A 17,109-nucleotide genomic window follows, 5' to 3' on the forward strand; every position below is an offset into this window, starting at 1 on the left:
GTGCCGATGACGCCGCGGGGCCCGGGCGAGGGCGGGGACGTGCACGGGCGCTTCCGCTACACGCCCTGGCACGGCGGACCCGATCCGCTCGCGCCGCCGTTCGACGTGCGGTCCGCGCTCGACGAGGTCGGGCAGGACGTCCTGGCCGGTGGCACGCTGCGCGAGGCGCTGCGCGAGCTCATGCGCCGCGGGATGGACGGGCGGCGCGGGCTCGACGACCTCGCCGACCGCGTACGCCGTCTGCGGGAGGCCGCCCGTCGGCGGGGTGACCTGGGCGGCACCCTCGACCAGGTGCGGGCGATGCTCGACCAGGCGCTGGCCGAGGAGCGCGACACGCTCGCGGGTGAGTCCGGCGACGACGCCCGACTGGCGGAGATGGACCTCGCGACGATCCCCGACGACGTCGCCGGGGCCGTGCGGGCGCTCGGGGACTACGCGTGGCACTCGCCCGAGGCGCGCGCCACGTACGAGCAGATCCAGCAGCTGCTCCAGCGTGAGGTCGTCGGGGCGCAGTTCGAGGGGCTCAAGCAGGCCCTGTCGGGCAACGACCCTCAGGCGATGCAGGCGGTCAAGGACATGCTCGCCGACCTCAACCGGCTCCTCGCCGCGCACGCCCGCGGCGAGGACACCGAGGACCAGTTCCGCGACTTCATGGACAAGCACGGTGACCTCTTCCCCGAGCAGCCTGAGAACGTCGACGAGCTCATCGACGCACTGGCCCGCCGACAGGCGGCGGCCGAGCGGCTCATGGCGTCGCTGACCCCCGAGCAGCGTGAGCAGCTCGGCCAGCTCATGTCCGACGCCCTCGGCGACCCCGACCTCGCCTCGCAGATGGCGCAGCTCGCCGACAACCTCCGTGCGTTGCGGCCCGGGCTCGACCGTCGCAGTCCCGTGCAGCAGGGTCAGGGCGGCGAGCCGATGGGCTACGGCGACGCCGTCGGCGCGGTGGCGGAGCTGGCCGATCTCGAGCAGCTGGGAGAGCAGCTCGGACAAAGCTACTTCGGCGCGACCCTCGACGACGTCGACGTCGAGCGGCTCGAGCAGTACCTCGGCGCTGACGCTGCTCGGGACATGGAGGCTCTGCGCCAGCTCGAGCGTGAGCTCGAACGCCAGGGCTACGTCTCGCGTGGTGACGACGGCCTGCGACTCACTCCTCGGGCCGTGCGACGGCTCGGGGAGACGGCGCTCAAGCGGGTCTTCGAGAGGGTCGAGGCCGCCGGCCGCGGCGACCACGACGACCGCGCCGCAGGTCAGGCCGACGAGCTGACCGGGCTGAGTCGGCAGTGGGAGTTCGGCGACGAGCTGCCCATCGACACGGTGCGCACCGTCTCGAACGCCCTCCAGCGAAATGCCCGAGGGGGCGGACGGATGCACTCCACGGGTGGGGTGGAGCTGCTCGTCGAGGACTTCGAGGTGGCCGAGACCGAGCGACGTTCGGTGGCGGCGGTCGCGCTGTGCGTCGACATGTCGTTCTCGATGCTCCACGAGGGGCGGTGGGGGCCGATGAAGCAGACGGCGCTCGCGCTCTCGCACCTCGTACAGACCCGGTTCCGACACGACGCCCTGCAGATCATCGGTTTCAACCTCGCAGCCCGGAGGCTCACCCCGACCGAGCTCACCGAGGCCGAGCCGGAGTGGGTGCAGGGCACGAACCTCCAGCACGCGTTGATGCTCGCGTCGCGGCACCTGCGGCGCCACCCCGAGGCCGAGCCGGTCGTGCTCGTCGTGACCGACGGCGAGCCGACGGCCCACCTCGAGGTCGACGGACGGCCGACGTTCCACTGGCCGGCGACCCAGGAGACCGTGCGGGCGACGGTCGCGCAGGTCGACGAGCTGCGGCGCTCCGGTGCCCAGCTCAACATCTTCATGCTCGGCGACGACCCGGGGCTCGCACGGTTCGTCGACGCAGTCGCGCGACGGGCCGGCGGTCGCGTCTTCACGCCCGACATCTCGCGGCTCGGCGAGTACGTCGTCGCCGACTATCTCCGAACCCGCCGCGGACGGCGCTGAGCCTGCAGAAATCGGTCGCTGGCGGTGGCCGCCGACTGCCATGGTGGCGCGATGGGGCGAACTCCTGACGCGCGGCTGGACCGCATCGAGGCCTACTACGACTGCGTCCCGCGCGCCGTCGCCACGGTCGAGCACGTCGGCCCCTTCACGCTGTTCGTCGCCGACGAGGGCACGGGGTGGCAGTTCTACGCGCGGCCGCGGCTGGGCGGCCATGGCGTCTTCACCGCTGAGGACGTATGCCGTGTGCTCGAGCGCCAGCAGGCCCTCGGGGTGCCGCGGGCCATCGAGTGGGTCGACGCGGTGACACCGTCGTTGCTGCCGGCCGTACGTGCGGCGGGTCATGAGCCGCACCTCTACCCGTTGCTCGTCATGCCCGGCAACGTCCCGGTTGCCGCTGACCCACGGGCTCGGGAGCTGCATCCCGCCGAGCCACACCTGTCGCTCGCTCTCGGGTCGGTGTCGGCGGGATTCGCCGGCCACGACGAGGTGCAGCCCAAGGACCCGGGCCGGCAGCCCGAGCTGATGGAGCGCGGCGACCTCGTCGTCGTGGCGTCGTTCGACGGCAACCGCCTCTGCGGCGCCGGGTCGGCGGCACCCCGGGGCGACGTCGCCGAGCTCATGGGCATCGCCGTGCCGCCCGGTCACCGCGGCCGCGGGCACGGCACCGCGATCACGAGCACCCTCGTCGCCGCCTGCCGGGAACGGGGCGTCGAGACCGTGTTCCTGTCGGCGGGGTCGGACGCCGCGGCAGAGATCTACCGACGCGTGGGCTTCGTGGACGTCGGCACCGCGTGCATCCTCGAGCTCGACGACTGACCTGCCCGACTCAGTGACTCGGCTCCGGCGACGGCCCTACGTCAGTGCTGCGTGGGGCGCAGCACTGACGTACGCCGTGGCCATGGCGTGATCGACTCCGCTACGGCAGTCGCACCCGTCGGGCGAGGAGGAAGGCCTGCGGCGTCTTCTCGTAGTCCTGCGCGGCGCGCTCGGTGTGGACGGTGACCCGGAAGCCGGCATCCGCGAGCTGGCCGGTCACCCGGTCGGGGTCGTGCCGGTGCGCCTCGAAGGTCACCGCGTGCCCATAGGCCTGCTCGTGTCGCACGGAGAAGCCGCCGGCCTGGAAGGCCAGCAGCAGCAACCCGTTCGGCCGGATGACGCGGTGCAGCTCGGAGAAGACCTCCGGGAGCAACGCGTGCGGGGTGTGGATGACGGAGTACCACGCGACGATCCCAGTCACTGAGTCGTCGGCGAGGTCCAGCGCGGCCAAACTGCCGGTGCGGAACGCGATCTGCGGGTGACGACGCTGCGCCTCGGCGACCATCCCCGGCGAGAGGTCGACGCCGCTGACGTCGAGGCCGAGGGTCTTCAGGTGCCCGGTGATCCGGCCGGGGCCGCAGCCGACGTCGACAACCGTGCCTCCGCCCTCGAGGTCGACGAGCTCGGCGAAGTGCCCGAGGAGGGCCCGGTCCAGCGGGCTGCGTGCGAGCTCGTCCTCGAGCAACCGCGCGTAGTCGACGGCCACCGTGTCGTATGCCGTCCGCGTCTCCGTGACGTGCAGCGGCTCACTCGTGCCGTCGGTGGGCGGCATGCTCATGACCTCCTGGGGTGGTCGAGGTTGGGCTCGTCGTGGGCTCGTCGTGGGCTCGGCTTCAACGGCTACGCGTCAACGGGACGCTGGGGCGGCGTCACTGGGGCGGTAGACGAGCCAGAGTGCGCCGGTCGGTGTCGGCGTCGCGCTGACCAGCGTCAGTCGATGCAGGTCCGTGGCGCGCTCGAAGAGCCGACGGCCCTCGGGGTCGACCACGGGCGCCACGGCGAGGTGCAGCTCGTCGACGAGGCCTTCAGCGATCAGGGACTGGGCGAGCTCGATGCTGCCGTGGACGCCGATGTCGTTGCCGGGCAGCGCTTTGAGCTCGCGGACGATGTCGGCGAGCGAGCCCTGGACGGCCTCGGCGTCGCCCCACCCTTTGATGGACGACGTGGGGAGCGGGGTGGAGGTGACGACGTACTTCTTGACGCCGTTGATGAAGTCGGAGAAGGGCTGGACGTCGGAGGTCGGCCAGTAGTGCGACCACGCGTCGTACATGTGGCGGCCGAGGAGCACGGCGTCCTGCTGAGCGATGAGCGCGTTCTCGCGCTCGATGAGCTCGTCGTCGAAGGTGGGCGGTTGTGGCTGGTCGGGGTCGACGTCGGCTGGGAAGAGCCGGTTCGGGTCGTCGACCGACCCGTCGAGCGAGGTGATGACGTAGACGACGATCTTGCGCATGTGTCTCCTAGGGGGTCGGTCAGGGGGCGGCGGGGCCGCTGAGGGTGAGGCCGAGCCACGCTGCGAGCTCGGTGATCTCGCGGTGGACGGCGGTCGTGGTCGCCTTGGTGAAGCGGACGTCCTCGTGGATGGCGTTGACGACGAGCGTGCCGGCCTTGCGGTCGGCCTGGGCGTCGAGCTTCCCGACGAGCCGGTCGTGGTGCAGGATCGGCAGCGCGAAGTAGCCCCAGCGGCGCTGGTGCTTGGGCTTGTACATCTCGAGGATGTACTCGAAGCCCCAGAGCTGCTCGGCGCGGACGCGGTCGTGGATGAGGCGGTCGAACGGGCTGAGCAGTGCCGTGCGCCCCTCGAAGTCGCCCGCGACGTCTAGGTATGCCGGGTGGACGCGCCACGTGCCGGGCACCCCTTCGACCTCGGCGGGCTCGCCGGCGTCGCCGGCGAAGGGACCCTCGCCTGGCATCACCGTGCCGGTGGGGCGGGCGATGCCGAGGGCGGCGAGGCGCCGCTCGTTGCGGTGCGCGATGGCCTCGTCGAGGGTGAGCGTCGGCAGGTCGGGCGGGTAGACGCGCTCGGGCAGGTCGAAGTAACGCTGGCGACCACTGCGCCCGGCGATGGCGACCTCGCCGCGCAGGGCCAGGGCCTCGAGCATCTTGGTGATGTTGCGGTTGTTGGTCCAGCCGGTCGAGGGCCACGGGACGACGCTCGTGTCGGCGATGTCGCGCGAGAGCAGTGGCCCGTCGGCCTCGAGTCTGGCGAGGATGTCGCGGCGGAAGGAGTCGTTGGCCTCGAGCCAGTCGGCCATGAACGGGTAGGGCTCGGCCTCGCGGACCTCTGCGAGGACGGCCGGGACGTCCTTGGGGCTGCGCACGTAGGCGACGGTCTCGACGAGGGTGCGGTCGTGCTCGATGGCCGTGGTCAGGTGAGCGGGGTCGTAGGTGCGGCCGAGCCGGCTCCACAGCACGAGGTCGGCGCTGGGCGCGACGGCCGCCGTCGGGTCGATCTGCAGGATGGTCAGCCGCTCGACCGTCGCGACGAGGTCGGTCGGACGCGGTTGGTCGAGCAGCTGCGCGTGCACAGCGATGCGCCGTGCGTGCTCGACTGTGAGCTGGTGGACCACCATGTCGCCGACCCTAGCCACCACCGCCGACACGTGGCGGCCTAGCGCGCCGCCCAGCCCGTCACGTCGATGATCCGCAGTACGTGGACGCGGTCGAAGGGCCGGTCCCGGTACTGGGGATAGCGGGCGGCCAGCAGTGCGGCCAGGCCGTCCTCGCGCTGCGGCCACGGGTCGGGCTCACGTTCCATCGAGGCGCGCACCCACCAGAGCCGCGACCAGTCGTCTGGGTCCCAATGCTCGACGAGCAGCGTTGCGCGCGGATCGGACTCGAGGTTGCGCTCGCGCTGGAGTCGGGTCGACGACTTCGGCTTGACGCGGTCGACGGGCACCCCGACGAAGCCGTCGGCATCGACGGCGAAGACGCACGGCACCGCGTCGACCCCGCGCGTGGCGTGGACGGTGCAGAGGATGCCGTGATCGTGGGCGACGAGCCGCGCCAGCGCCTCGCCGGGGCCGAGCTTCATCGCCGGACGGAGGCCGCGGGCAGCGTCAGGCCGTCGCGTTCGTCGTCCCAGGCGGCGGCGCTGATGCGCCAACCCTCGGCGGTACGGATGAGCTGGATCGACTTCATGCCGCGCCCGGTGAACGGCACACCGTCCTGCAGGCCCGCCTTGGCGTAGCTGCCGAACCAGTGCGCGATGTCGCCGAACACCTCGGTGCGGCCCGCGACGAGCCACTCGCGGAAGTCCGTCAGCGCGCCACCCGTCAACAACGCCTCGCGCGGCGCGATGAACTCCTCGACGGTCATGACGGAGGGTTCCAGGCCACAGGTCCGCACGACGACGGCCCGCGGGACGAAGAGCTCGCGCAGCTCGGTCATCCGCGCAGCGCAGCCGGGGCCGGAGACGAAGGCCCCGAAGAACGCGTCGACCACCGACCGGATCATCGCTTCGTCGTCGGTGTCGGTGTCCCTCTCGGCGTCGGCTCGTCCAGGCTGCTCGGTCGTCACGGCACCACCGTAGCGATGGCACGGGCGCGTCCGGCCGAACCGACGACGGTGAGAGCGGCGGCTCGCGGCAGGGGTTGGGCCTGGTACTTCGACAGGACCCAGGCGGTGGGCACCCGGGCCGGAGGGCACCCAGCAGCAGCACGGTCACGAGCACCCACAGCAGCCCGGCCAGCCCGGTGAGCAGCCACGCCACGGCTCCGAGCACCCAAGGGGTTGAGGTTGCCGGTGTGGCGGCTCATGCTGAGGACCATGGGAGTCGTCGACTTCGAGCTCGAGCGCAGGATCCAGGCGCCACCCGGCGACGTCTTCGCCCGGCTCGCCGGGATCGAGGCGTACGACGAGTGGATGCCCGCGAAGGGCAGTATCAGGCGGCATACGCGGCAGACGTCGCCGGGAGAGCCGGCGCTGGGAACGACGTACGTCGACGAGACGCGCTTCGGCCCGACCCCCGGCGAGATCGTGGAGTTCGATGCGCCGCACACGTTGACGTATCACTGGTGGAGCGGTTCGAGGTCCGGCAAGCTCAAGACGGAGGGGTGGCCCGGCTACTCGTTGGAGGCCGCGGACGACGGCACGACGCTGGTGCGCCACCACGCGAAGCTGCACACCTACGGCTGGTACCGGCTCGCCACGCCGGCACTGGGATGGATGGCCCGACGCGAACGCACCGCCACCGTCGATGCGCTCCGGGCCTCGTTCGAAGGATGAGAGGAACCCATGTCCGCCAAGCAGAGCATCGACGCCCCCCACGAGCAGCGGCCCTTCAAGGCCCACGGCCACATGGACGTGGTCACGCTCGGCGACTTCACCCTCGGCCGGGGCGTGTTCGAGCCGGGCTGGCGCTGGTCCGACGACGTCAAGCCCATCGCCGGCACCGACTCCTGTCAGACCCACCACACCGGCATCTGCCTGTCGGGCAGGATGACCGTCCGCTTCGACGACGGCACCGAGATCGCCATTGGGCCCGGCGACGTCATGGACCTCGCCCCCGGACACGACGCGTGGACCGAGGGCGACGAGCCGTGCCTGCTGCTCGACACCGGCATCAAGGCGTATGCCAAGCCCGAGTGAGGATCTCGCGGGTCGAGAGCGGTTCGGTATTGGAACCAGCGCTGCGCGTTGGGTCACCCAGCGTCTGGTGGGGTGTCGGCGGCTACGTCAGTGCTCCGGTGGGTGGAGCAGTGACGTAGCGCGCCCTCGACGACAGTGGGACTCGCGGCGCCTCGCCTCCGGCGGAGTCCGGGCACAAGCGCGGGACGAGCGCGGGGACGAGCGCGGGGACGAGCGCGGGGACGCGGGAGGCGTACTCGTCGTACGACGCCCCGAACGTCCGGCGGAGGTCGCGCTCCTCGAACACGATCCCGACGCCGATGTAGGCAGTGGCGGCAACGGCGAACAGCAGGTGGGGTGCGCTCATACGAGGGGTGGCCCAGAAGGCGAGCACGAGCCCCGTCATCAACGGGTGCCGCACGAAGGCGTAGAGCCCGTCGACCTGCAGGTCGGAGGACGGCCCCGTGTCACGGGTGCTCGCCCAGCCGGCCTGGCGGAGCCCGACGAGCTCGAGGTGGTCGACGCCGAAGGTCGACGCGATCGCGAGGACCCAGCCGGCCGCGCAGAGCGCCCAGAGGACGGCTGCGGCCGAGCCGTCGACGCGCCAGATCTGCTCGTCCCACGGTTGCCAGAGCGCCAGCAGCAGCGCGAGACAGAGATTCGTGGCGAGGACGTAGGTGGTGCGCTCCAGCTCGACCGGGACGAGTCGACGGAGTCGGGCCTTCACCACGCGACGTGCCATCACCGAGTGCTGGACGGCGAAGAGCAGCAGGAGTGACAGGTCGATGGTGACCGCCCAGAAGGTCGTCGTGCGCGGTGCGACTCGGCCGACCGCTCGGAGATGCCCAGCCGCTCTGCGAGCTGACGGTTCGTGAGGCCCTCGGCTACGAGTGCCGCGACCTCCGTCTGCCGCGCGGTGAGCCCGGTCGACACGGCTCGACGCAGCGGCATCAGACCGAGGAACCGTCGCACGTGGTAGACCACGGACTGCGCGTCGCCGCTCGCGGGAAGGTGCGAGCGGCCCTCGAGCTCGACGAGCTCCGCCCCGAGGATCGCCCGCGCGAGCATCCGGCCTCCACCCGGCGGGGCGGCCCGGTCTCCGCGCCGGTGCAGCACGAGCGTCGGCGCCTGGACCCGCCCGAGGCTCGGCGACACGTCCAGCTCGTAGGCGAGCCGCAGCAGCGCGACCGCGGTGTCGGCCGACGAGGCAGCGCGTTGGTAGCGCGCAACGATCCGACGGGTCTCGGCGTCGGCCTCCGGGGCGAAGAGCTCGGTGAGCACGTCCGAGCCCAGGCCCCAGTGGGTCGCCAGCAGGCCGAGCAGGTGACGCCTGCTGTCCTCGTCACCGAGCGAGCCCCCGGTGACCCAGCCGCCGTAGAGCACGAGCCGCGAGACCGTCTCCGGTCGCTCGGCCGCCCACTGTGCCGCCACCGGGGCACCCAGTGACCAGCCGAGGACGTCGAAGCGCGAGGCGCCCACCGCGTCGGTGACGGCGGCGATCGTCTCGAGCTCGAGCGACATCGTGCGGGGACCCTCGTAGGCGTCGGACAGGCCGCACCCGGGACGGTCGTAGCGCACGAGGGTGCGCCCCGACGACAGCGCCTCGTGGAACGTCCGCTCGGCGGGAATCGCCCACCCCATCTCGAGGTGACTGAGCCAGCCCGGCACGACCAGAAGGTACGGGCCGCTGCCCGTCAGGGCGTATGCCACGCGCGCGCCACTCGCGAGCGGCGCCCTTCCGAGGTGCTGCACTGCCACACCACCAGTGAACAGCCGGACGGGGTCAGCTGGTGATGTGAGCTGGTGATGTCAGCTGGTGATGTCAGCTGGTGATGTCCTTGCCCGCGAACCGGGCCCAGGCGAGCGACCCGAAGACGACGGCATACGCCAGGTCGACCCACAGGCCCTGGCTGACGTTGTCCCAGAAGGGCGGGTCGCGGAGCAGGTCGCCGAACGCCATCCACTGGTCCACGAGGAGCCACGGGTGCAGCCAGGCGATCTGGGGGACCGAGTCGGCGATCCACGACAGGATGGTGAAGATCATGAGCGCGACCGTGGCGGCCAGCGGCTGCTCGGTCAGCGTCGAGATGAAGAGGCCCACGGCGCCGAGGGCCGCCAGTCCTGCCGCGATGTAGAGGCTGACGAACACGACCCGCCAGACGGCCGAGCCGAACGGGATCTCGGTGCCGGACAGGGTCAGCATCGGTCCGGTGCCGAAGAGGGCGATGCCGGCGACCGTCCCGGCGAGGACCACGACGGCGACTCCCCACAGCGCGCCGATCATGAGCGAGACGTACTTCGTGACGAGCAGCCGGGTCCGGCCCACCGGCACGGTCAGCAGGTAGCGGAGGGTCCCGAGGTTCGCCTCGCCGGCCACCGAGTCCCCCGCGAGCATCGCGATGGCGAGGGGGAGGAAGAGCCCCAGCTCGACACTGAGGGCAGCGAGCGGCACGAACAGTCCGTTCGAGGTGATGGAGGACAGGAAGTCCGGCCCCCGCCCTTCGCGTGGCGACGAGATCCGCACCGCGACCGCGATGAGGACGGGCACCGCGGCCAGGACGAGCAGTCCCATCTGGTTGCGCCGGCGGCCGGCGATGAGGCGCAGCTCGGACCGCAGGAGCCGCGTGGACAGCCGCCGCCTCGGTGGCGCGCCGGCCGGGCGGGTCGTGGCAGGGGCGTCGGTGAGGACCGGCTCAGTCGCTGACATCGAAGCCCTCCCCGGTGAGGGACAGGAAGAGGTCCTCGAGACTGGGGCTGGTCACGGTGAACTCCTTGACGCCGACGCCGCCCTCGACGAGCGAAGCGACGATCTTCTCCGGTGCGATGCCGTCCGGTGCCCCGCGGACCCCGCCGGGCACCGCCTCGACGCCGCTGAGGCCGAGCTGCGACATGATCTCCGCCGCGACGGTGGGCTGTTCCGTGAGGACCCGCGCCGTCGGGGCCGCCCCGCCGCGCACCTCGGAGGCGGAGCCCTGGGCGACGAGCCGACCGTCTCGCATGACGCCGAGATGGGTGCACATCTGCTCCACCTCGGACAGCAGGTGGCTCGAGACGAAGACCGTCGTGCCGTCCGACGCCAACGACGCGACAAGGTGGCGCACCTCGCGAGTTCCTTGTGGGTCAAGGCCGTTCGTCGGCTCGTCGAGCACGAGCAGCTCCCTGGGCCGGAGCAGGGCGGCGGCGATGGCCAGCCGCTGGCGCATGCCCAGGGAGTAGGCGCGGTAGCGCTTGCCCGCGGCTGCCAGCAGCCCCACCCGATCGAGTGCGGCGTCGATGCGCTGCCTGGCGGTTCGTGGGTCCGCAGTGAGGTCCGCCGCATCGAGCCGTTGCAGGTTGGCCCGGCCGGACAGGTAGGGGTGGAAGGCAGGACCCTCGACGAGGGATCCGACGCGGGGCAGCACGATTTGGCCACCCTGCGGGATCCGTTCGCCCAGAAGGCTGCTCGTGCCGGCGGACGGTCGCACGAGACCGAGCAGCATCCGGATCGTCGTCGTCTTGCCCGAGCCGTTCGGCCCGAGGAAGCCGTACACCGAGCCCCGTGGCACGACGAGGTCGACGGCGTCCACGGCGGCCTTGCCGCCGAAACACTTGGTCAGCCCCCGGGACGCGATCGCGAGATCGGGCCGGTTGGTCCCGGGGGCAGACGTCCGCACCGCCTCGAGTGGTCGGGTCACTTCGCCGCCAGGGCCCGGTACAGCTGGTCCGGAGCGACGGCTCCGACGGCGACCCGGCCGTCGTCCGTCAGGACGAGCGTGAACAGGGTGCCCTCGAGCACGTGCCCGCGGCCCCAGGTGCCAGACGTGGTGGGAAGGGCCTTGAGTATGCCGTTCAGCTGCGCCGCGCTGTCAGCCGCGGAACCGCCGGCGCCCTTCTGCGAGGTCGACGGCGAGCTCGACGTCGAGGTCGGGAGGGCGAACGGGACCACGACGACCGTGCTCCACCCGGAGCCGACGATCCGCGGGGACCCCGGCGCCTTGGCCACGGCGCCGGACGAGGGCGCGGTCGGCTTGGTGCCGCCGCCGTCGCGCCGGGGGGGCGCGGCGTCGGACTGGGTGACCGTCGTGCCGGCCGGCGGCGTGAACGCGAACTGGCGAGCGTCCGGCTTGGCGAAGTCGACGGCCGTGAAGCCGACCTCGAACGCCGGGTTCGTCCGCTTCGTCGAGTAGACCTGGACGCGCAGCGGGACGTGCTCCTGGCTGTCGATGGCGATCCGCACGGATCCGACGAGGGTGGTCCTGTCCTTCGGGGTGAGGACCAGCTCGTACGCGGAGCGGCCCGCGACCGACGACGTGCCCGACGTCGTCACCGCCGTGTCCTTGCCCATCACGGCGAGGGCCGCGGCGGCCGCCTCGTCGGGCGTGCGGGGAACGCCGGACGGCAGCGGACCCGGGACTCCGGCCGAGGGGGCGTTCTCCGGGTGCTTGCCGGTCGCGCCGGCGCGCGCCTGGTCGGCATCCAGCGTGTGGTGCACCGCAGACTTGTCCGCGCTGGACCACAGCCAGACGTCCGCGCCGTTGTGGATGACGTCGGACTCGCCGTTGCCGCCGATGAGGGCGAGCCGCTGGCGAGTGGGGCCGTCGAGCCAGATCCGCCAGGTGTGCGTGCCGGAGACGAGCGAGGTCATCGAACTGCTCGCCGAGCCCGGCCGCCCCGAGCCGGCCAGGCCCGGGATCTCGGGCAGACCGAGATCCGAGCTCTGCACGACGGTGCCGGAGAGGCTCGAGACGTTCGCCGTGCGGACGTCCGCGAGCAGCTGGGCAGCGGTGCGGGACGGCAGTCCGCTGTCGGCGTTGGCCGTCTGGTTGACGGTCAGGGCCACGGCGCCGATGACACCCACCGCTGCGACGGGCAGCGCCCAACGGGTCCGGGGGTGGTCGAGGAAGATGCTCATGGGTCCATCGTGCGTGCCGGCTGCTGAGAGCCCCCTGAGACCGCGCATCCGCGACGAGCCGCACGTCGTCTCGCCCCCGTGGCATCGTGGCAGTGTGCGGGTGCTGCTGGTGGAGGACGAGGCCCGGATGGCCGCCGCCGTCGTGCGCGGCCTGACGGCCGAGGGGTTCGTCGTCGACCACGTCGCGGACGGGCAGGCGGGCCTCGAGGCAGCGCGTTTCGGCACCTACGACGCCGTCGTCCTCGACATCATGCTGCCGCGGATGTCCGGCTACACGGTCGTCAAGACGCTTCGGGCCGAGCAGAACTGGGTGCCGGTGCTGCTCCTCACCGCGAAGGACGGGGAGTACGACGAGGCCGACGGACTCGACTACGGCGCGGACGACTACCTGACCAAGCCGTTCTCCTTCGTCGTCCTCGTGGCCCGGCTCCGGGCCCTCGTCCGCCGTGACCCCACGCCTCGTCCGGCGGTGATCGAGGCCGCCGGCGTGACCCTCGATCCGGCGGCCCACCGGGTCGAGGTCGACGGCGCGGAGGTCTCGCTGGCTCCCCGGGAGTTCCTCCTCCTCGAGCACCTCCTGCGTGCGCATCCCGCCGTCGTCCCCAAGGAGGACCTCCTCCTGAAGGTCTGGGGGGACCTCGATGACGCCAACGTCGTCGAGGTCTATATCGGCTACCTGCGCCGCAAGCTCGGCAGGACGCGGATCGAGACGGTGCGCGGCGTCGGCTACCGGATGGCGACGTGACCGGCGAGCCCGGCGAGCCCGGCGAGCCCGGCGAGCCCGGTGACTCGCCCCGCAGGTCGGTGCGGCACCGGTTCGCCAGGCTGAGCATCCGGGCCCGGCTGCTGCTCGTCGGGATCGCAGGCCTCGCCGCCGCGCTCCTCATCGGTGGCCTCGTGCTCTACGCGGTCCTCACCGCCTCGCTCGGTCGCTCCATCGAGGGTTCGGCCCGGGCCAGCGCCCAACAGGTGGCCCTGCTCGTCGATGCGGGGCGCATGCCCGACCCGGTGCCGGTCTCCGGGTCCCAGGTCGTCCAGGTCCTCGATGCCCAGTCACGCGTCGTGTCCGGGTCGGTGACGGCGGACCGGTTGACCCCGCTCGTCACGCCCGACGAGCTGCGGCGCGCCCTCGCCGGCGAGCAGGTGATCGTGCCGGGCAGCCGCTCCGGCCTCTCCGGCCGTCTGCAGCTCGCGGCGGTTCCGGCCGGAGCGGCCGTGGCGACGGGCCGTGAGTACGCCGTCGTCGCGGCGGCGCCCACCGGGGACATCGAGCAGAGCGCCAGGACGCTTCGCACCCTGCTGCTGTGGATCTTCCCCCTGCTCCTCGCAGTCCTGGCCGTCATCGCCTGGCGCGTCATCGGAGCTGCCCTCGCGCCGGTCGAGGCGCTCCGACGCGGCGCCGAACGGATCGACGAGTCGTCCTCGGAGAGCGAGCGGCTGCCGGTGCCACCGACGCGGGACGAGGTCAGCGCCCTGGCGGCGACGCTCAACGCGATGCTCGACCGGATCACGGTCGCCCGGCGGAAGCAGCGCTCCTTCATCGCCGACGCCGCCCACGAGCTGCGCAGCCCGCTCGCCAGCATGCGCACCCAGCTCGAGGTGGCTCATCGGCTCGGTGAGGGTGGCGACCTGCCGGTGGGGCTGCTGGCCGAGGTGGACCGCCTGACGGTGCTCGCGGACGACCTGCTCCTGCTGGCGCGGGCGGAGGACGCCGCGACGCCTCGCCCGTCCGCCGGCGTCGACGTCACCGCGCTCCTCTCGGACGTCGCCGACCGCTATGCCGGCGCTCGTGTCCCGGTGCGCACATCGCCCGGGCTGGCTGGTCGCCGGCTGCGGACCCTCGCGCCCGCCGTCGACGTGACCCGAGCCCTGACGAATCTCGTCGACAACGCGGTCCGGCACGCGCGCAGCCTGGTCGTCCTCGACGCCACGGCCGTGGGACACCAGGTCGAGGTGACCGTCACCGACGACGGGCACGGCATCCCGATCGAGGACCGCGACCGGGTCTTCGACCGGTTCCTGCGGCTCGACGAGGCTCGCGACCGGGACAGCGGAGGCAGCGGACTGGGCCTGCCGATCACGCGGGCGCTGCTGCGGCGCAGCGGTGGCGACGTGCGCCTCGAGGACGCCGGACCGGGTCTGCGGGCCGTGGTCTGCCTTCCGCCCGACCGCTGACCCGATCACCCCTAGGGTGGAGCGATGGCGACGGTCAGGCAGGTCCAGGTCACCTTCGACTGCGCAGCACCGGAGCGAGTCGCTCGCTTCTGGTGCGAGGTGCTGGGCTACGTCGTGCCTCCCCCGCCAGAGGGGTACGCCTCGTGGGAGGAGCTCGACCGGGAGCTGCCGGCGGAGCGCCAGGGCTCGGCCTTCGCCTGCATCGACCCCACCGGGGCGGGCCCGCGCCTCTTCTTCCAGCGCGTCCCCGAGGGCAAGGTCGTCAAGAACCGGGTGCATCTCGACGTCCGGGTGGGCACCGGCCTCGTGGGCGAGGAGCGTCTGGCCGCGCTGGAGGCCGAGTGTGCACGACTCGTCGCGCTCGGTGCGGTGCGCGAGCGACTGATGCGCGCCGATGGCTTCAACGAGTCGTGCATCGTCATGCAGGACATCGAGGGCAACGAGTTCTGCCTCGACTGAACCACCGTCGCGGAAGAGGACCGACGTCCTGTGCCGCCCCGCGTGTTTCTGCGCGGCGCAAAGGTGCTCAGAGGGGGCGGTGGCGACCGATCGAGAGCGCGAGGCCCGTCAGCAGGACGAGGGCGGCCAGCAGGCCGAAGGCGGCGCTGAGGTCGATGTCCTGCTCGCTCACCGTGACGTGCTTGGGGAGGTCGGCCAGCACCTTCGTCAGGCCGTCGGCGTCGGTGGCGGCGAAGTACGTGCCACCCGTCTTGTTGGCGACGTTCCTCAGGGCGGCCTCGTCGACGACGAGGAAGCTGCGGCCGCCCAGCGCCCCGGCACCGGCACCGGTGAGGTCGCGGTTGCTCGGGACGGAGAAGCTGCCGTACTGGTCGCGTGTGCAGGCCATCTGGGTCGGGTTCGTCGTGCCGAAGCCGATCGGGTAGACCCGCACCCCGCGCGCCGCGGCCTGCTCGGCCGCCTGGGACGGCGTCACGCCACGGGTGTTGGCCCCGTCCGTGAGCAGCACGATGATCTCCGGCGCCACGTCCACCGCTCCACCAGCGGGCCCACCGGCCGTCGGCCTCGGTGTGGGCGTCGGGCCACCGATGCCGGGCCCGTCCGTCGTCGGCTCGTCGACGGGATCCGACGGCGCCACGTTCGGGTCCAGCTCGGCGATCGCGTCGATCGACCGCAGGATCGCCGATCCGATCGTCGTCCCGCGGCCCGTCGTCACGGCGTCCAGGGCCGCCAGGAGCTCGTCCCGGTGGGTCGTCGGCGCCACCGCCAGCTGGGCGAACCCGGAGAACACGACGAGGCCGATCTTCGTCTCCCCGTCCTGCCCCTGCACGAACGACCGCACGGCCGCCTGCGCGGCGCTCAACCGGTTCGGCAGGACGTCCGTCGCGCACATCGACCCCGACACGTCCAGGGCGAGGATGACCGTCGAGCTCGACGCCGGCACCTCGGCCCGCACGGTCGGCCGGGCGCTCGCCGCCCCCAGCAGTCCCAGGGCACCCAGCACCAGGACGACCGGCACGTGCCGCCGCCATGACCGGGCCCCGACACCCGCAGTCCTCAGCAGGGCGACGTTCGAGAAACGGACCGCCTGCCGACGTCGACGCCGCAGCTGCCACACGTAGACGCCGAGCAGCACCGGCACGAACCCGAGCACCAGCAGCATCCACGGCAGCCCGAACGTCACGTCAGATCACCCGCCCCTGTCGCAGGACCGACACCGTGGCCCCGCCGAGCAGCAGGGCGGCACCGAGCGCCGCCAGCCACGAGGTCACCTCGTGCGGGACCGTCCGCGCCGTCCACGTCAGCTCGATCGCGTCATAGACCGCCGCCAGGGACGCCGCGTCCGACGCTCGCCGGTACGTCCCGCCGGTGGTGGCCGCGATGGCCTGCAGGGACGACTCGTCGAGGGCCGTCGCGATGCTGAAGCCGTCCACCTCGATCGTCGTCCCGTTCGGCGTCCCGAGCCCGATCGGTTCGATCCGGACTCCCGCCGCCGACGCGAGATCGGCCGCGCCGGAGGGCCCGGTGTCCGACGTGTCCTCGCCGTCGGTGAGCAGCACGATCGCGGTCCCGCCGTGGTAGCCGATCGGCGTCTCCCCGTCCGTCCCCTTCTCCGCGTCGCCGGGCGGCTTGACCGGCCGGCCGACGATCGCACCGAGCCCGCTGAGGATGCCCTGACTGAGCGACGTGTCCCCCGAGGGCTTCAGCCGCGCCACGGCGGCCAGCACCGCGGCCCGGTCCTCGGTCGGCCGTTGCGTCACGAGCGCCGACCCGCCGAACGCCACCACAGCGATGCGCACCGATGACGGCTGCTTCGCGACGAACGACCGCGCCGCAGCCTTCGCCGCCTCCAGCCGTGACGGCAGCACGTCCGTCGCGGCCATGCTGTTCGAGACGTCGAAGGCGAGCACGACCGTGCCCTCGCGGTGCGGCTCCGCGATCGAGGCCACCGGCCGCGTCAGCGACAGCACCATGACGGCCAGGGCCGCGAGGAGCAGCGCGGGTCCCACGTGCCGCCACCGTCCGCGAGGCGGCGGCAGCACGAGACCCTGTGCCGCCAGCTCCTGCCGTCGCGCCTCCGCGGTCCGCAGGGCCCGCCGGTAGGCGACGACGAGCAGCGGCACGACGAGCAGCCCCGCGAGCGCCCAGGGCCACGTCAGCGACACCCCGCTCATCGCCGCCACCTCATCGCC

At 72.4% G+C, this 17,109-nt stretch carries 19 protein-coding genes; 7 read left to right on the plus strand and 12 right to left on the minus strand.

Going from position 1 to position 17,109, the window contains the following annotated elements; genetic code table 11:
• Positions 1-6: 6 nt before the first annotated feature.
• Both AC1DIW_RS20540 and AC1DIW_RS20545 read left to right on the plus strand, forming a co-directional pair.
• Positions 7-2,010: a VWA domain-containing protein gene (locus AC1DIW_RS20540; RefSeq protein ID WP_478110545.1), complete on the plus strand. Its 2,004-nt coding sequence runs from the start codon at positions 7-9 to the stop codon at positions 2,008-2,010.
• 51 nt (positions 2,011-2,061) lie between these two features.
• Positions 2,062-2,826 carry a GNAT family N-acetyltransferase gene (locus AC1DIW_RS20545; protein WP_478110547.1) on the plus strand — a complete coding sequence of 255 codons (765 nt, stop codon included), beginning with the start codon at positions 2,062-2,064 and terminating at the stop codon, positions 2,824-2,826.
• A gap of 100 nt (positions 2,827-2,926) precedes the next feature.
• On the opposite strand, the gene AC1DIW_RS20550 is transcribed toward AC1DIW_RS20545, so the two are convergent.
• From AC1DIW_RS20550 to AC1DIW_RS20570, 5 genes are all read right to left on the minus strand, one after another.
• Complete coding sequence (locus AC1DIW_RS20550; protein WP_478110549.1) at positions 2,927-3,604, minus strand: class I SAM-dependent DNA methyltransferase; 678 nt, start codon at positions 3,602-3,604, stop codon at positions 2,927-2,929.
• Positions 3,605-3,673: 69 nt separating this feature from the next.
• Positions 3,674-4,276: a dihydrofolate reductase family protein gene (locus AC1DIW_RS20555; protein ID WP_478110551.1), complete on the minus strand. Its 603-nt coding sequence runs from the start codon at positions 4,274-4,276 to the stop codon at positions 3,674-3,676.
• Positions 4,277-4,295: 19 nt separating this feature from the next.
• On the minus strand, positions 4,296-5,396 hold the full coding sequence (locus AC1DIW_RS20560; protein ID WP_478110553.1) for a DNA glycosylase AlkZ-like family protein: 1,101 nt from the start codon (positions 5,394-5,396) through the stop codon (positions 4,296-4,298).
• A gap of 38 nt (positions 5,397-5,434) precedes the next feature.
• Positions 5,435-5,857 carry a PNPOx family protein gene (locus AC1DIW_RS20565; RefSeq protein WP_478110555.1) on the minus strand — a complete coding sequence of 141 codons (423 nt, stop codon included), beginning with the start codon at positions 5,855-5,857 and terminating at the stop codon, positions 5,435-5,437.
• The gene (locus tag AC1DIW_RS20570) at positions 5,854-6,342 is read right to left on the minus strand and encodes a DUF4440 domain-containing protein (protein ID WP_478110557.1); all 489 of its coding nucleotides are present in this window, start codon (positions 6,340-6,342) and stop codon (positions 5,854-5,856) included. Before AC1DIW_RS20570 ends, AC1DIW_RS20565 begins: the two co-directional genes overlap by 4 nt.
• Positions 6,343-6,591: 249 nt before the next feature.
• On the opposite strand from AC1DIW_RS20570, the gene AC1DIW_RS20575 reads away from it, so the two are divergent.
• Positions 6,592-7,050 carry an SRPBCC family protein gene (locus tag AC1DIW_RS20575; RefSeq protein WP_442280667.1) on the plus strand — a complete coding sequence of 153 codons (459 nt, stop codon included), beginning with the start codon at positions 6,592-6,594 and terminating at the stop codon, positions 7,048-7,050.
• Positions 7,051-7,059: 9 nt separating this feature from the next.
• Entirely contained in the window at positions 7,060-7,413 is a 354-nt protein-coding gene (locus tag AC1DIW_RS20580; RefSeq protein ID WP_478110558.1) for a cupin domain-containing protein, read from the plus strand.
• Positions 7,414-7,495: 82 nt separating this feature from the next.
• Here AC1DIW_RS20580 and AC1DIW_RS20585 read toward each other — a convergent pair whose 3' ends face one another.
• The 5 genes from AC1DIW_RS20585 to AC1DIW_RS20605 form a co-directional block, all read right to left on the minus strand.
• Complete coding sequence (locus AC1DIW_RS20585; protein ID WP_478110560.1) at positions 7,496-8,134, minus strand: methyltransferase family protein; 639 nt, start codon at positions 8,132-8,134, stop codon at positions 7,496-7,498.
• Complete coding sequence (locus AC1DIW_RS20590) at positions 8,134-9,150, minus strand: alpha/beta fold hydrolase (RefSeq protein WP_478110561.1); 1,017 nt, start codon at positions 9,148-9,150, stop codon at positions 8,134-8,136. Before AC1DIW_RS20590 ends, AC1DIW_RS20585 begins: the two co-directional genes overlap by 1 nt.
• Before the next feature lie 64 nt (positions 9,151-9,214).
• Positions 9,215-10,099, minus strand: a complete 885-nt coding sequence (locus tag AC1DIW_RS20595) for an ABC transporter permease (protein ID WP_478110563.1) — start codon at positions 10,097-10,099, stop codon at positions 9,215-9,217.
• On the minus strand, positions 10,086-11,066 hold the full coding sequence (locus tag AC1DIW_RS20600) for an ABC transporter ATP-binding protein (protein ID WP_478110564.1): 981 nt from the start codon (positions 11,064-11,066) through the stop codon (positions 10,086-10,088). The genes AC1DIW_RS20595 and AC1DIW_RS20600 overlap by 14 nt, the downstream gene beginning before the upstream one ends.
• A complete protein-coding gene (locus AC1DIW_RS20605; protein ID WP_478110565.1) occupies positions 11,063-12,283 on the minus strand; it encodes a hypothetical protein in 1,221 nt (406 codons plus the stop codon). Before AC1DIW_RS20605 ends, AC1DIW_RS20600 begins: the two co-directional genes overlap by 4 nt.
• Before the next feature lie 94 nt (positions 12,284-12,377).
• Here AC1DIW_RS20605 and AC1DIW_RS20610 point away from each other — a divergent pair, with 94 nt between their 5' ends.
• Genes AC1DIW_RS20610 through AC1DIW_RS20620 form a run of 3 tightly spaced genes read left to right on the plus strand, consistent with a single transcriptional unit; the run spans position 12,378 to position 14,917 of the window.
• On the plus strand, positions 12,378-13,028 hold the full coding sequence (locus tag AC1DIW_RS20610; protein WP_478110567.1) for a response regulator transcription factor: 651 nt from the start codon (positions 12,378-12,380) through the stop codon (positions 13,026-13,028).
• The gene (locus AC1DIW_RS20615; protein ID WP_478110568.1) at positions 13,025-14,458 is read left to right on the plus strand and encodes a sensor histidine kinase; all 1,434 of its coding nucleotides are present in this window, start codon (positions 13,025-13,027) and stop codon (positions 14,456-14,458) included. Before AC1DIW_RS20610 ends, AC1DIW_RS20615 begins: the two co-directional genes overlap by 4 nt.
• 24 nt (positions 14,459-14,482) lie before the next feature.
• On the plus strand, positions 14,483-14,917 hold the full coding sequence (locus tag AC1DIW_RS20620; protein ID WP_478110570.1) for a VOC family protein: 435 nt from the start codon (positions 14,483-14,485) through the stop codon (positions 14,915-14,917).
• Between the two features lie 67 nt (positions 14,918-14,984).
• Here the strand turns inward: AC1DIW_RS20620 and AC1DIW_RS20625 are convergent, their stop codons facing one another.
• A complete protein-coding gene (locus AC1DIW_RS20625) occupies positions 14,985-16,100 on the minus strand; it encodes a VWA domain-containing protein (protein ID WP_478110572.1) in 1,116 nt (371 codons plus the stop codon).
• Position 16,101: 1 nt separating this feature from the next.
• Complete coding sequence (locus tag AC1DIW_RS20630) at positions 16,102-17,091, minus strand: VWA domain-containing protein (protein WP_478110574.1); 990 nt, start codon at positions 17,089-17,091, stop codon at positions 16,102-16,104.
• Between the last annotated feature and the right edge of the window lie 18 nt (positions 17,092-17,109).

The sequence above is a fragment of the Terrabacter sp. 01T434 genome (genome assembly GCF_056398545.1).

What these genes read in the sequence shown, in the direction of transcription:
- AC1DIW_RS20620 (WP_478110570.1), top strand. Translation starts at nt 14,483, where the DNA reads ATGGCGACGGTCAGGCAGGTCCAGGTCACCTTCGACTGCGCAGCACCG.
- AC1DIW_RS20585 (WP_478110560.1), bottom strand. Translation starts at nt 8,134, where the DNA reads ATGGCACGTCGCGTGGTGAAGGCCCGACTCCGTCGACTCGTCCCGGTC.
- AC1DIW_RS20565 (WP_478110555.1), bottom strand. Translation starts at nt 5,857, where the DNA reads ATGAAGCTCGGCCCCGGCGAGGCGCTGGCGCGGCTCGTCGCCCACGAT.
- AC1DIW_RS20605 (WP_478110565.1), bottom strand. Translation starts at nt 12,283, where the DNA reads ATGAGCATCTTCCTCGACCACCCCCGGACCCGTTGGGCGCTGCCCGTC.
- AC1DIW_RS20595 (WP_478110563.1), bottom strand. Translation starts at nt 10,099, where the DNA reads ATGTCAGCGACTGAGCCGGTCCTCACCGACGCCCCTGCCACGACCCGC.
- AC1DIW_RS20550 (WP_478110549.1), bottom strand. Translation starts at nt 3,604, where the DNA reads ATGAGCATGCCGCCCACCGACGGCACGAGTGAGCCGCTGCACGTCACG.
- AC1DIW_RS20540 (WP_478110545.1), top strand. Translation starts at nt 7, where the DNA reads ATGACGCCGCGGGGCCCGGGCGAGGGCGGGGACGTGCACGGGCGCTTC.
- AC1DIW_RS20555 (WP_478110551.1), bottom strand. Translation starts at nt 4,276, where the DNA reads ATGCGCAAGATCGTCGTCTACGTCATCACCTCGCTCGACGGGTCGGTC.
- AC1DIW_RS20630 (WP_478110574.1), bottom strand. Translation starts at nt 17,091, where the DNA reads ATGAGCGGGGTGTCGCTGACGTGGCCCTGGGCGCTCGCGGGGCTGCTC.
- AC1DIW_RS20575 (WP_442280667.1), top strand. Translation starts at nt 6,592, where the DNA reads ATGGGAGTCGTCGACTTCGAGCTCGAGCGCAGGATCCAGGCGCCACCC.
- AC1DIW_RS20580 (WP_478110558.1), top strand. Translation starts at nt 7,060, where the DNA reads ATGTCCGCCAAGCAGAGCATCGACGCCCCCCACGAGCAGCGGCCCTTC.
- AC1DIW_RS20560 (WP_478110553.1), bottom strand. Translation starts at nt 5,396, where the DNA reads ATGGTGGTCCACCAGCTCACAGTCGAGCACGCACGGCGCATCGCTGTG.
- AC1DIW_RS20545 (WP_478110547.1), top strand. Translation starts at nt 2,062, where the DNA reads ATGGGGCGAACTCCTGACGCGCGGCTGGACCGCATCGAGGCCTACTAC.